General features: G+C 73.8%; 14 protein-coding genes. 5 read left to right on the top strand and 9 right to left on the bottom strand.

What is annotated here, in order from left to right; all coding sequences use genetic code 11:
• The 4 genes from ACWGDE_RS28550 to ACWGDE_RS28535 all read left to right on the top strand — a co-directional run.
• Positions 1 to 1,405: FAD-dependent oxidoreductase (locus tag ACWGDE_RS28550; protein ID WP_453391904.1), on the top strand; the 1,405-nt coding region annotated here is incomplete at its 5' end.
• Between the two features lie 59 nt (positions 1,406 to 1,464).
• Positions 1,465 to 1,974 carry a hypothetical protein gene (locus tag ACWGDE_RS28545; protein WP_453391903.1) on the top strand — a complete coding sequence of 170 codons (510 nt, stop codon included), beginning with the start codon at positions 1,465 to 1,467 and terminating at the stop codon, positions 1,972 to 1,974.
• A 94-nt stretch (positions 1,975 to 2,068) separates the two neighbouring features.
• Positions 2,069 to 2,398, top strand: coding sequence for a putative quinol monooxygenase (locus ACWGDE_RS28540; protein ID WP_453391902.1), 330 nt, complete (start codon positions 2,069 to 2,071; stop codon positions 2,396 to 2,398).
• Positions 2,395 to 2,886, top strand: coding sequence for a group II truncated hemoglobin (locus tag ACWGDE_RS28535; RefSeq protein WP_453391901.1), 492 nt, complete (start codon positions 2,395 to 2,397; stop codon positions 2,884 to 2,886). The genes ACWGDE_RS28540 and ACWGDE_RS28535 overlap by 4 nt, the downstream gene beginning before the upstream one ends.
• A 71-nt stretch (positions 2,887 to 2,957) precedes the next feature.
• Here ACWGDE_RS28535 and ACWGDE_RS28530 read toward each other — a convergent pair whose 3' ends face one another.
• The 7 genes from ACWGDE_RS28530 to fmt all read right to left on the bottom strand — a co-directional run bounded on the left by ACWGDE_RS28530 (position 2,958) and on the right by fmt (position 8,724).
• Positions 2,958 to 3,365, bottom strand: a complete 408-nt coding sequence (locus ACWGDE_RS28530; protein WP_453391900.1) for a barstar family protein — start codon at positions 3,363 to 3,365, stop codon at positions 2,958 to 2,960.
• Positions 3,362 to 3,637: a ribonuclease domain-containing protein gene (locus tag ACWGDE_RS28525; protein WP_453391899.1), complete on the bottom strand. Its 276-nt coding sequence runs from the start codon at positions 3,635 to 3,637 to the stop codon at positions 3,362 to 3,364. Before ACWGDE_RS28525 ends, ACWGDE_RS28530 begins: the two co-directional genes overlap by 4 nt.
• Positions 3,638 to 3,929: 292 nt before the next feature.
• A complete protein-coding gene (locus tag ACWGDE_RS28520; RefSeq protein ID WP_112452447.1) occupies positions 3,930 to 4,154 on the bottom strand; it encodes a hypothetical protein in 225 nt (74 codons plus the stop codon).
• A gap of 150 nt (positions 4,155 to 4,304) precedes the next feature.
• Positions 4,305 to 5,318: a sugar-binding transcriptional regulator gene (locus ACWGDE_RS28515; RefSeq protein ID WP_361315852.1), complete on the bottom strand. Its 1,014-nt coding sequence runs from the start codon at positions 5,316 to 5,318 to the stop codon at positions 4,305 to 4,307.
• A 124-nt stretch (positions 5,319 to 5,442) separates the two neighbouring features.
• A complete protein-coding gene (gene rpe / locus ACWGDE_RS28510) occupies positions 5,443 to 6,129 on the bottom strand; it encodes a ribulose-phosphate 3-epimerase (protein ID WP_453391898.1) in 687 nt (228 codons plus the stop codon).
• Between the two features lie 114 nt (positions 6,130 to 6,243).
• Positions 6,244 to 7,725 carry an RsmB/NOP family class I SAM-dependent RNA methyltransferase gene (locus ACWGDE_RS28505; protein ID WP_453391897.1) on the bottom strand — a complete coding sequence of 494 codons (1,482 nt, stop codon included), beginning with the start codon at positions 7,723 to 7,725 and terminating at the stop codon, positions 6,244 to 6,246.
• A gap of 54 nt (positions 7,726 to 7,779) precedes the next feature.
• Positions 7,780 to 8,724, bottom strand: coding sequence for a methionyl-tRNA formyltransferase (gene fmt, locus ACWGDE_RS28500; protein WP_453391896.1), 945 nt, complete (start codon positions 8,722 to 8,724; stop codon positions 7,780 to 7,782).
• Between the two features lie 261 nt (positions 8,725 to 8,985).
• Between fmt and ACWGDE_RS28495 the strand changes: the two genes are divergently transcribed.
• Positions 8,986 to 9,501, top strand: coding sequence for a hypothetical protein (locus ACWGDE_RS28495; RefSeq protein WP_453391895.1), 516 nt, complete (start codon positions 8,986 to 8,988; stop codon positions 9,499 to 9,501).
• A 329-nt stretch (positions 9,502 to 9,830) separates the two neighbouring features.
• On the opposite strand, the gene ACWGDE_RS28490 is transcribed toward ACWGDE_RS28495, so the two are convergent.
• Both ACWGDE_RS28490 and ACWGDE_RS28485 read right to left on the bottom strand, forming a co-directional pair.
• Positions 9,831 to 11,963, bottom strand: a complete 2,133-nt coding sequence (locus ACWGDE_RS28490) for a primosomal protein N' (RefSeq protein WP_453391894.1) — start codon at positions 11,961 to 11,963, stop codon at positions 9,831 to 9,833.
• A gap of 269 nt (positions 11,964 to 12,232) precedes the next feature.
• Positions 12,233 to 12,383: methionine adenosyltransferase domain-containing protein (locus ACWGDE_RS28485; protein WP_453391905.1), on the bottom strand; the 151-nt coding region annotated here is incomplete at its 5' end.

The raw sequence follows: 12,383 nt of genomic DNA, 5'->3' as shown, positions 1-12,383 counted from the left end.
CGTGCTCCTGACCGCGTACGCCGAGTCGGTCGCGGCTATCACCGCCTTCAACCGGGTCCGCCTGGACTACTACCTGCTCAAGCCGTGGGACCCGCCGCACGAGCGGCTCTTCCCCGTCCTGGACGACCTGCTCTCGGACTGGCTCGCCACCTACCGCCCGGCGTACGACGGGATCATCGTCGCCGGCCACCTGGTCTCCCCCGGCACCCACGCCGTCCGGGACTTCTTCACCCGCAACGGCCAGCCCTTCCGCTTCCTCAACGTCGAGCGGGACCCGGAGGCGCTGACCGTGATCGCCGCCGCCCAGGCCGGCGCGGCGCTCCCGCTGGTCCGCTTCCCCGACGGCTCGGTGCTCGCCGCCCCGACCGACACCCAGCTCGCCCAGCGCCTGGGCCTGGCCACCACCGCCTCCCGCCCGCACTACGAGTGCGTCATCGTCGGCGCCGGTCCGGCGGGGCTCGCCGCCGGCGTCTACTCCGCGTCCGAGGGCCTGTCCACGCTGATGCTCGACTCCCGTGCCCCGGGCGGCCAGGCCGGCACCTCCAGCCTGATCGAGAACTACCTCGGCTTCCCCTCGGGCCTCTCCGGCGGCGACCTGACCCGCCGGGCCACCATCCAGGCCGCCCGCTTCGGCGCCGAGATCCTGCACCCGGTCGAGGTGGTGTCGCTGACCCGGGACGACCCGGCCAAGATCCTGACCCTGGCGGACGGTACGGAGATCAGCGCCGAGACGGTGCTCCTGGCGACGGGGGTCTCGTACAACCGCCTGGACGCCCCGGGCGCGGACCGCTTCGAGGGCGCCGGGCTCTACTACGGCGCGGCGACCACGGAGAGCTCGGCGTGCATCTCGCAGCACGTGTTCATCGTGGGCGGCGCCAACTCGGCGGGCCAGGCCGCGGTGCACTTCGCCAAGTACGCCGCCCGCGTGACGATCCTGGTCCGCGCGGCCTCCCTCGACGACAGCATGTCCCGCTACCTCATCGACGAGATCGAGCGCACGCCCAACATCGAGGTCAGGGTCCGTACGACGGTCGTCCGCCTCGACGGCGAGGACCACCTGGAGCGCCTGACGCTGCACGACTCGGAGACCGGTGGGGACAAGGAGATCCCGGCCCGCTTCATGTTCACCTTCATCGGCGCCCGCCCGCACACGCAGTGGCTGGCCGGGGTGGTCGAGCGGGACGAGTACGGCTTCGTCCTCACCGGCTCCGACCTGATCTCCAACGGCGGCGAACTCCCGGCGGAGTGGAGCCTGGAGCGCGCCCCGTACCCGCTGGAGACCAGCGTTCCCGGGGTCTTCGCGGCGGGGGACGTACGGGCACACTCGGTCAAGCGGGTCGCCTCGGGCGTGGGCGAGGGGGCCATGGCGGTCTCCCTGATCCACCGCTACCGCTCGATGGGCTGACAGCGAACACGGCCCGGAAGGCTTGCGATCAAGCAGGCACCGGACGCACCGTTGATTACATGATTACATCCGAGCAGAACGAACAGCTCCGGTCCTGGTTCGCCGAGCGCCTGCCGGTGGACGTCTACGAGTCCCTCCTCTCGGTCACGGTGGACCGGGAGGAGATCACGGTCGTCGGAACCCTCCCGGCCACCGAGTCGGCCGCCGCCTTCCGCGAGCGCACCCGCGAGCAGCGCGTCGAGGTGGCGCGGGAGGCGGAGGAGCTCTACCGCCGCAAGGTGTCCTGGGCCGTCCAGTCCGGCGAGGACCGGACCCTCTTCACCCACCTCGCGGTCCCCGTCATGACCCGCCTGCGCCAGCCCGAGCGCCAGGTCCTCGACACCCTGGTCGCGGGAGGCGTCGCCCGCAGCCGCGCCGACGCGCTGGCCTGGTGCGTACGCCTCGTCGGACGCAACACCGACGCCTGGCTGACGGAGCTGCGCGAGTCCCTGGACCGGGTCCAGCGGGTGCGCTCCGAGGGCCCGGACGTGGCCGACGAGGCCGCCGACTCCCAGAAGTCTGGGTCGTAACGCCGAAAAGGGTCCCGAATCCGCGCATGATCACGCAACGCTGACCCAGACCAGCGGCGATCAACGCCCGACCCCAGGGAGAGGCACGCACACCATGACCACCACCGTCGAATACATCCGCTACCGGATCGCATTGGACGACCAGCCGGCCTTCGAGGACGCGTACGCCAGGGCCGCCGACGCCCTGGCCGCCTCGCCGGAGTGCATCGACTACGAACTGGCCCGCTGCGAGGAGGAGCACGAGCGCTACATCCTGCGCATCCGGTGGACCTCGGTCGACGCCCATCTCAACGGATTCCGCAAGGGCGAGCACTTCCCGGCGTTCTTCACGGCGATCCGTCCGTACGTGACGGCCATCGAGGAGATGCAGCACTACCTCGTCACCGAGGTGGCCGGCCCGGGAAAGGCCTCCAGCCCGTCATGAGCACCACACCCGACACCACGTCCGACACCACGCCCACGATCTACGAGTGGATGGGCGGGGAAGAGGCGATGAACCGCCTCACCGACGCCTTCTACGGCCACGCCCTGCGCGACGAGATCCTGGCCCCGGTCTTCGCCGGCATGGACTCCGAGCACCCCCGGCACGTCTCGGTCTGGCTGGCGGAGGTCTTCGGCGGCCCGAAGCAGTACACCGCGGCCCACGGCGGCCACCAGCACATGGCCACCAAGCACCTGGGCCGCGCGATCACCGAACGGCAGCGCCGCCGCTGGGTGGACCTGCTCATGGACACCGCCGACGAGGTGGGCCTGCCCACCGACCCGGAGTTCCGCGCGGTCTTCGCGTACTACATCGAGTGGGGCACCCGCATGGCCCTGATCTACTCGGGCCCCAACCCACCCCCGGTCGACGCGGCCGCCATCCCCGTCTGGTCCTGGGGCCAGACCCCACCCTGGATCCCGAAGGGCTGATACCGCCCCGGCCCCGCGGACACGCGGGGCCGGGGCAGCGCCCGAAGTTCAGCCCGCCGGCGTTCGAGCGCTCAGCGCCCCCCGGCCGGCTTCCGCCGGCCCCTGCCGCGCGGCGACTCCGCCAGCAGCACGGTCAGCGCCGGCCCGGCCCCGTCGTCCTCCCGCCAGAAGTCCACGGCCTCCTCCAGGATCTCCCGCAGGGTCTCCCAGTCGTCGGGCCGCTCCTTCGCGTAAGCCCCCCAGGCCGTGACGGCCAGGAGCCGCCCCGGGGCTTCCCCCAGCCAGGACAGGTCCCGCACCGCATCGGCCAGCGCGTCCCAGTTCCCGCCGAAGTACTCGGGGACCTCCAGCGCGCCCGCACACCGCCGCATCAGCTCCGCCTTGCTCCGCACCCCGTCGAGGTCCAGCCTCAGCACCTGCCAGCCCTCGGCTTCGGCGGCGGCAACGGCGGGGGCGAGCGGCTGCGGGTCCAGGCTCATCGGAGAACCGCCTTGAAGGTCTTGTAGTGGTCGTCCGTGTAGAAGAACTCCCCGCCCTCGCCGGTCACGATCCGGCGGGCCCCACGGTCCCGCTCACCGGGCGTCTTCACGGTGAACTCGTGGTAGTAACCACGCTTCTGCTTGGGCAGGACCTTCTCGAAGTTGCCGAAGACCGTCCCGTCCTGCCGGTACTGGTACGGCCCGCCCTTGTCGATCAGCGCCAGCACGTCCCGCGCCTGCTGCGGCAGCGCGCCGACCCGTACGGTGGCCATCCCCTTCGCCCACCCGGGCGTCGGCACGGGCGCGGCGGAACTCGCCGCCCCGCTCGGGGCGACGTCTGCGTCACCGGGACTGGAGGCACCGGGGCTCGCGGCACCGGAACTAGCGGCACCGGTGGTCGCGGCGGCGGGCGCGGGTTTCTCCCCGCTGCAGCCCACCGCACCGACCAGCGCCGCACAGAGGAACACGGCCCCCAGTACACGCAGCAACGATCGGGGCACGTTCCGAAAGATCATGCACCGATCGTGCCAAATATCCCATTGTCCCGCGAATCGCGCGCTCGCTTCAGAGCGCGGCCATCTTGGTGTACGGGCTCAGGATGCGCTTGCGGACCTCCGGCCCGAATTCAACGAGGACAGCGATCCCCTCCTCAACGGCGACGACACGGCCGAGGCCGTGCTCATCGTGAGTAACCCGGTCGCCGACGCTGAAGTGCCGGAGCGGCGCTTCCACGGGGGCCTTGAACGGGCTGGACGGCAAATGGCGGCGAGGTACTGCTGACTTTGTCATTGCACCCAGTATGCGCCCCGCGGGCCGTCGAACGGTCCGCCGTTCGGATCTCAATTACGGCACCATCCGCGTCCGCGGGGTTCCGCGGTGCGCGTCCGGACGCCCTCGGTCCGGACAATCGGACCAATCCGGCCCCTCGTCCGTCGGGGGTCAGTCGTCGGGGTCGGCCCGCTCCAGCGCCGGACGCAGCCCGGGCTGGGATTCCGTCAGCAGGTAGTCCGCGACGGCCGTGTCGGTGACCAGGCTGGTGACGAGCCCGGACCGCAGCACCGCCCCGATCGCGGAGGCCTTGCGCAGTCCGCCGGCGATGGCGACGACCTCGGGGATCCGGCGCAGCCGGTCCGCCTCCACGGTGATGCAGCGCTCGCCCAGGTCCCGCCCGACCCGGCGGCCCTCCGCGTCGAACAGGTGGGCCGACATCTCGGCGGCGACGCCCAGCGAGGCGTAGTGCGCCCGCTCCTCGTCGCTCAGCATGTCGTGGACGGTCGAGATCCCCGGCTCCCACGATCCGATGGAGACGGCGGCGACCGTGACCTTGTCGAAGTACTCGAAGGCCCGCGCGATCCCCGTCTGGCTGCGCAGGGCGGCCGCGGTGGCCGGGTCGGGCAGCAGCATCGGCGCGTAGATGGGGTGCGCGTCCCCGCCCGAGACCTGGGCGGCCCTGCGCACGGCCTCCACGGACCCGCGCTCGGCCGTCCCGGCGTCGTACACGCCCGTCAGCTGGACGACGGTGCAGGGAGGCAGCCGGTGCAGGGAGGCGGCCATGTGGATGGTCGAGCGCCCCCACGCGAGGCCCAGTACGTCGCCCTCGTTGACGAGCTCGCCCAGCAGATCGGCGGCGACGGCGCCCAGGTTCTCCGGGTCCGGCGCGTCCTCGGTGGCGTCGGCGGGGGACTCCACGACGACGGCGTGCCGCAGCCCGTACCGGGCGCGCAGCGCGTCCGAGCGCTCCGCGTCCAGCTCGGCCGGCACCCTGATCTCGATGCGTACGAGGTCGCGCTCCAGAGCGGTCTCCAGGACCCGGGCCACCTTGAAGCGGCTCACGCCGAACTCCTCGGCGATCTGGATCTTGGACTTCCCCTCCAGGTAGAAGCGGCGCGCCATGGCCGCCGCCTGCACCAGCTCCGCGGGTCCCATCCGCAGGGCTGACCGTCCCGCCGACATTGCAGACACCGCGTTCTCCTCACTGCTGTTCACACTCTCGACTCGCCGTTCATCCTGTCAGATCCGACGGCCGTTGATCAGCCTGGACAGCTTCCGTTCACCGAGCTGTTCACCAAGCCTTGTCTCAGTGGTCGCAAGCCCAGGGCGCCGCCGCGATGGCCGCGCCCGCCTGCTCGCGGAGCGTACGCACCGCGGCCGCCGGGTCGACCGCTCCGTAGACGGCGCTGCCCGCGACGAACACGTCCGCGCCGGCCTCGGCGCACCGCTCGATGGTCGAGGCGGAGACCCCTCCGTCGACCTGCAGCCACAGCTCCAGACCGTGCTTGGAGATCAGCTCCCGGGTACGGCGGATCTTGGGCAGCATGATGTCCAGGAAGGGCTGCCCGCCGAAGCCGGGCTCGACCGTCATGATCAGCAGCATGTCGAGCTCGGGGAGGATGTCCTCGTACTGCTCGATGGGCGTCGCCGGCTTCAGCGCCATGGACGCGCGGGCCCCCTTGGCCCGGATCTCCCGCGCGAGCCGCACGGGGGCCGCGGCGGCCTCGGCGTGGAAGGTCACCGAGCCCGCGCCCGCCTCGATGTACTGGGGGGCCCAGCGGTCGGGGTCCTCGATCATGAGGTGGAGGTCGAGCGGGATGTCCGTCGCCCGGCTGAGCGACTCCACGACCGGCACGCCGAGCGTCAGGTTCGGGACGAAGTGGTTGTCCATGACGTCGACGTGCAGCCAGTCCGCCCCCTGGACGGCCTTCGCCTCCTCGGCGAGCCGGGCGAAGTCGGCGGACAAGATGCTGGGATTGATCTGAACGGCCATGCCCCAAGCGTGCCATGCCGCCGAACCGTTCCGGCCACTACCCCGAAACTCCCGCCCACGACGTGAACACCGGCCCGGCGGAACCCCGTACGGACCCCGCCGGCGGGCTGCGTACTAAGCGGTCCGGCGCAGCAGCGCCAGGTACATCGCGTCCGTCCCGTGCAGGTGGGGCCACAGCTGTACGTCCGGCCCGTCGCCCAGTGCCGGCACCCCCTGCATGTACGGCCGCGCGTCGATCAGCTCCGCCGAGACCGGGGAGGCGCCGGCGCCCCGGCCCTTCAGTACGTCCTCCACCACCACACGGGTCTCGGCCAGGTGCGGGGAGCACGTCGCGTATCCCACGACCCCGCCCACGCGGACGGCCGACAGGGCCTCGCGCAGCAGTCCGCGCTGCAGCGGCGCGAAGGACTCCAGGTCCTCCGGCCGGCGGCGCCAGCGCGCCTCCGGGCGGCGGCGCAGCGCGCCGAGGCCCGAGCAGGGCACGTCCATCAGGACCCGGTCGAAGGAGCCGGGCAGCCACGGCGGGCGGGTCCCGTCCGCCGTGATGACCTGGTACGGGCCGGGGTTGCCGTGGAGCGCCTTCTCGACCAGCCGGGCCCGGTGCGGCTGCTTCTCGGAGGCCAGCAGGAACGCCCCTCGCTCCGCGGCCAGCGCGGCCAGCAGGGCGGCCTTGCCGCCGGGGCCCGCGCAGCCGTCCAGCCAGCGTGCGTCGCGGCCCTCGACCGGTACGGCCGCCAGGGCCATCGCCACCAGCTGGCTGCCCTCGTCCTGGACGCCCGCGCGGCCCTCGCGGACCGCCTCCAGCGCGCCCGGCTCGCCGCCCTCGGCCATCCGCACCGCGTACGGGGACCAGCGGCCCGGCAGCGCCGAGTCCTCGCCGACCGCTTCCAGCAGCTCCTCGGTGGTCGACCGGCCGGGCCGGGCCACCAGCGTGACCTCGGGCCGCTCGTTGTCGGCCTCCAGCAGGTCCTCGATGCCGGCCCGCCCGCCGCCCAGCGAGTCCCACAGGGCGCTGACGACCCACCTCGGGTGCGAGTGGTAGACGGCGAGGTGTTCCTCGGCGTCGTCCTCGTACGGCGGGGCGACCTTCTCCAGCCAGCCGTCCAGGTCGTGCGCGGCGATCTTCCGCAGCACCGCGTTCACGAACTTCGCCCGCCCGTCGCCGAGCACCACCCGGGCCAGCTCCACGCTCGCCGAGACCGCCGCGTGCGTGGGGATGCGGGTCCCGAGCAGCTGGTGCGCGCCCAGCGAGAGCACGTCCAGGACCGGCGGGTCCACCTCGCGCAGCGGCCGGTCGATGCACGCCTTGATGACGGCGTCGTACGTGCCCTGGCGGCGCAGCGTCCCGTACACCAGCTCGGTGGCCAGTGCCGCGTCCCGCGCCTGGAAGGTCTCGTCCTTGCGGGCCTTCTTCAGCAGCGGCGGCAGCACGAGGTTCGCGTACGCGTCGCGCTCGTCCACCGCCCGCAACACCTCGAAGGCCAGCATGCGGACGGGGTCCTTCTGCGGCCGGCGGTACGGCTTGCCCGGCTTGGCCGGCTTGCCGCCGCCCTTGCCCGAGGTGGCTGCCGGTCGGCTACGGGGCTGTTCGCTCACGTGAAGGTGCTCCGGGGTTACGTAATGCTGGGGATGGACCGAAGAAACGATGTTTCAGCCTACGTCGGCGGCGCCCAGACGCTCGCCGGGAGCGATCCGCACCCCGCGCGCCCAGTCGGCGCCCTTCATCGGCTTCTTGCCCTGCGGCTGCACCCAGAGCAGTTCCACGGCGTGCGAGCCGGTGCCGACGTAGACGTTGTTCTTGGCGACGCCCAGCTCCCCGGGCGCCAGGTCCGTGCGGTCGGTGACGAGCCCCACGGAGACCAGCTTGAGCCGCTCGCCCCGGAAGACCGTCCACGCTCCCGGCGCGGGGGTGCAGCCGCGCACGAGCCGGTCGGCGCGCATCGCGGGCGCCGTCCAGTCGATCCGGGCGTCCTCGACGGTGATCTTCGGCGCGAGCGAGATCCCGTCGGCGGGCTGCTCGACGGCGCGCAGGGTGCCGTCCTCGATGCCGTCCATCGTGGCGACCAGCAGGCCGGAGCCCGCGAAGGCGAGCCGGGTGAGCAGGTCCCCGCTGGTGTCGGTGGGCCGGATCTCCTCGGTGAGGATCCCGAACACGGGGCCGGTGTCCAGGCCCTCCTCGATCCGGAAGGTGGAGGCGCCGGTGACCTGGTCCCCCGCCATGATCGACTGCTGCACGGGCGCCGCGCCGCGCCAGGCGGGCAGCAGCGAGAAGTGCAGGTTGACCCATCCGTGCTTCGGGATGTCCAGGGCGCTCTTGGGGATCAGCGCGCCGTACGCGACCACCGGACAGCAGTCCGGGTCGATCTCCCTCAACCGGACCTGGAACTCCGGGTCGCGCGGCCGGGTGGGCTTGAGGACCTCGATGCCGGCTTCCTCGGCGCGCTCGGCGACGGGGCTGGCGACGAGACGGCGGCCGCGGCCGGCCGGTGCGTCGGGCCGGGTGACGACCGCGGCGACCTCGTGACGCCCGGAGGCGATCAGAGCGTCCAGGGCGGGCACGGCGACCTCGGGGGTGCCTGCGAAGACGAGCTTCACTGGTGTCTACCTCGCTATCTCGGCTGTCAGCAGCGCACCAGTCTATGGTCTGTCCGCCCACCGTCCCACCTGCGATACCGCGCTCGCGCGAGGGGGCGTACGCACACACGCGCGCTCCTCGCATATGCCGACACGCCCCCACAGCGTGACCTGCCCACCCGCTGGCGCGTTGGTCAAGAGAGATTGACCGAAACGGGCCGCGAAACAGAACGGTGTCTGCGGCCCTATCCGCTCTTCAGCACCGGTTCGAGAGGCTTCTTCATGGCCGACCACGCCACCCACGACGCCCAAGCACGGGCCAGCTTGCACCTCCTGGTGCGGGACATCGAGCGGGTTCGCCGGCAGGTGGATGCTCTGCGTACGCTCACCGCCCAGCTCGGCAACGTCTACCGCCCGCGCCGCTCGGGACCCTCCACGGGCTTCGTCGTCTACGGCCGGGCACCCGCTCCCACCGTCCGCCTCGCGCAGGAACTGCGGGACAGCGTCGAGACGCTGGTCACCGCCGCGGTGGACTTCGACCGCTCGCTCGGCTTCTCGTGGGACGCGGTCGGCTCGGCGCTCGGAGTCACCAAGCAGGCCGTCCACCGGCGCTACGGCGCCCGGCGCGCGCAGAGCCCCGAGTCCGCCGAGCGCGAGCCGCTGGCCGAGGGCACGACCACCCGGACCCTGGGTCCCCTCCCCACGGTCCCGGCGGCCCGCTCGGTCCCGCCGCAGCCGATGCGCGAGGAATCCCAGGCCGCCCGCTCCCCCGCCTTCCCGGGCCCCCGCAACGGCTGACCCGTCGGGACGCCGACCCCCGACGGCCCCGCCCCCGGCGAAGCGACCCACCCGGTCGCCCCGCCGGGGGCGTCCGTCGTCCCGAGCTCGCGCCCTGAAGGGCGGTGTCGTTCCCCACCCTTCCCGGGGCTTCCGCGCCAGGGGGTCCGGGCGCAGCCCGGGGCCCCCTCCAGCCCGTCCGGCGTTTGAGGCGCGGGTCCGGGCCGAGACCCGGCGCCCCTCCAGCCCCGCCGGCGTGTGAGGCGCGGGTCCGGGCCGGCCCGGGGAACGGTGGAAGGGCGGGTGGGGGCCGAGCCCCGCAGGGCCCGCCCGCCGCGCCCGGTCAGGGCCTAGCCGATGTCCAGCGGGTCGATGCGGATGCGGACCGCCTCCGACGCCGGGACGCCCCGGGTCATCCGGGCCGCCTGGGCCGATTTCAGGGCGGCCGCCAGGGCGGCACCACTGCCCGGGGGCACCCGGACCAGCGCCCGCTCCCCCGCCGCCTCCCCCCGCCGCACATGCACCGGCACCGGCCCCAGAACCTCCGCGTCCGCGGGCAGCACCGCCCCCGCCAGGAAGGCTTCGACCGCCTCCGCACTGCCCCCCGCCACCGCCGCCATCCGCGAGACGGGCGGAAACCCCAGCTGGGCCCGCTCCGCGAGCTCCCGCACCGCGTGCCCGACGGGGTCCCACCGCACGAGCGCCTGCACCGGCCGCAGCGTGGGCTCGGCGACGACCACCACCTGCCCGTCCCCCCGTACCAGCGAGGCCGCCGCGATCCACCGCCGCAGCGCGTCCTCGCCGGCCCGCAGGTCGGGCCGGGTCAGCATGGCCCAGCCGTCCAGCAGCAGCGCCGCCGCGTACCCCGCGCCCGTAGCGACCGGCTCCGCGCCGGGCGTGCAGACGACCAGCGCGGGCCGGTCCGGGACCTCGTCCAGGACGTGGTCGCGCCCGGAGGTGCGTACGGGCACGGCCGGGAAGGCCCGCCCCAGCTCCTCGGCCGTGCGGCGGGCACCGACCACCTGGGCCCGCACCCGGAACGAACCGCACTCCTCGCAGTGCCAGGCGGTCTCCTGGCGCCCGCACCAGCCGCAGTGCAGGTCCCGCTCGTCGGGGGCCTCCAGCGGACCCGCGCAGACCTTGCAGCGGGCGGGCGTCCGGCACCGCTCGCACGCCAGCCGGGGCACGTAGCCGCGCCTGGGCACCTGCACGAGGACGGGCCCGGTCTTGAGCCCCTCCCGTACGGTCTCCCACGCGAGGCTCGGCAGTCGCGCGGCCCGCGCCGCCCCGTCCCGGGCCAGCAGTTCGTCGCCGACGGTCCGGATCCGAGGCGCGCAGGACCGTACGGTCTCGCGGTCGGCCACCAGCGGCCGGGCCCAGCCGGACTCGACGAGCTGCGCGGCCTCCACCGTGCAGCTGGTGCTCCCGGCCAGGAAGGCGCAGCCGTCGGTGACCGCGCGCAGCTCCAATACCTCCCGGACGTGCGGGAAGGGGGCGTGGACGTCGCTGTGGCTGGAGTCGCCGTCGTCCCAGATCGCGACCAGCCCGAGGTCCCGTACGGGTGCGAACATCGCGGCCCGGGTGCCGACCACGGCCCGCACCGAGCCCCGGCTGACGGCGAGCCACTCGCGGTAGCGCTTCTCCGGCCCCGACTCGGCGGTCAGGAGCGCGTGCCGGCCCTCGCCGAGCAGCGCGGTCAGGGCGGCGTCGACACGGGCCGCGGTGCGCCCGTCGGGGACCACGGCGAGGGCTCCGCGGCCGGAGGCCAGGGTCGCGGCCATGGCGCGGGCGAGTTCGTCGGCCCAGCCGGGGCCGGGCAGCGCGGTCCACACGGCGCGCGGGGCGGAGCCGGCGGCCAGGGCCCGCAGGAAGGCCGGGCCGGAACCGTACCGCTCCCAGCCCGCGGGCTCGGGTGCGGCGGGCGGGGGCAGCGGCTCGGGTGAGGGCTTGGCCTCGGCGCGGGCGCTGCGCGCGGGCAGCGCGAGCTGGAGCACGTCGGCGAGGGAGCCGGCGTACCGGTCGGCGACGGCCCGGGCGAGCGCGAGCATGCGGGGGCCGAGGACGACCTCGGGCGAGACCACCTGGGCGAGGGCCGCGAGCGCGCCGTTGTAGTCGGACTCGGCGCGGCGCTCGACGATGAAGCCGTCGATGAGCCCGCCGCCCTCCCGGCGGCCGCCGTGGACCCGGTGGCCCCCGGCGCCGAAGCGGACGCGGACCCGGACGCCGGGCTGAGCGGTCTCGGAGAGTTCGGCGGGTACCGCGTAGTCGAAGAGCCGGTCGAGGTGGAGCACGCCCTTGTTCACGAGGACCCGGGCGACGGGCAGCTCCTCGGCCACGGCGGCTCCGCGCCAGGTACGGGGCTTCGCCTTCGGCGCCTTGGCCTTCGCCTCGGCGACCATCTCCCGCATCAGCGCGAGCTGCTCCGGCGGACCGCCGGGACCGTCGTCCCCACCCCGCTGCTCAGACTCGTTCGCGCTGCTCACACCCGCATTCTTACCAAACCTCACCGACAACGGCGGGCCCGGTGCGGGTGGTGCGGATGCCGGGGGCGCCTCTCCCGAGATCGGGCCGGGCGGCGGCGGGTCCTGCCGTCCTTCAACACGGGGCTCGCGCCCCGCTCCAGATGAAGCCGTCGCCCCTCGCACCGGGAGGGCTGCGCCAGGCTATCCGCGCGGGGACCGGCCGCGCCAACGCAATACGGCCCCGGACCGCGAGGGTCCGGGGCCGTTCGTACGGCGGGTGCTACGGGGTCCTACAGGCCGGCGGCGGCGCGCAGGGCGTCGACGCGGTCGGTGCGCTCCCAGGTGAAGTCCGGCAGCTCGCGGCCGAAGTGGCCGTACGCGGCGGTCTGGGCGTAGATCGGGCGGAGCAGGTCGAGGTCGCGGATGATCGCGGCCGGACGC

The sequence above is a fragment of the Streptomyces sp. NPDC054956 genome (genome assembly GCF_053609185.1).
This window is presented reverse-complemented; position numbering and strand designations above follow the sequence as displayed.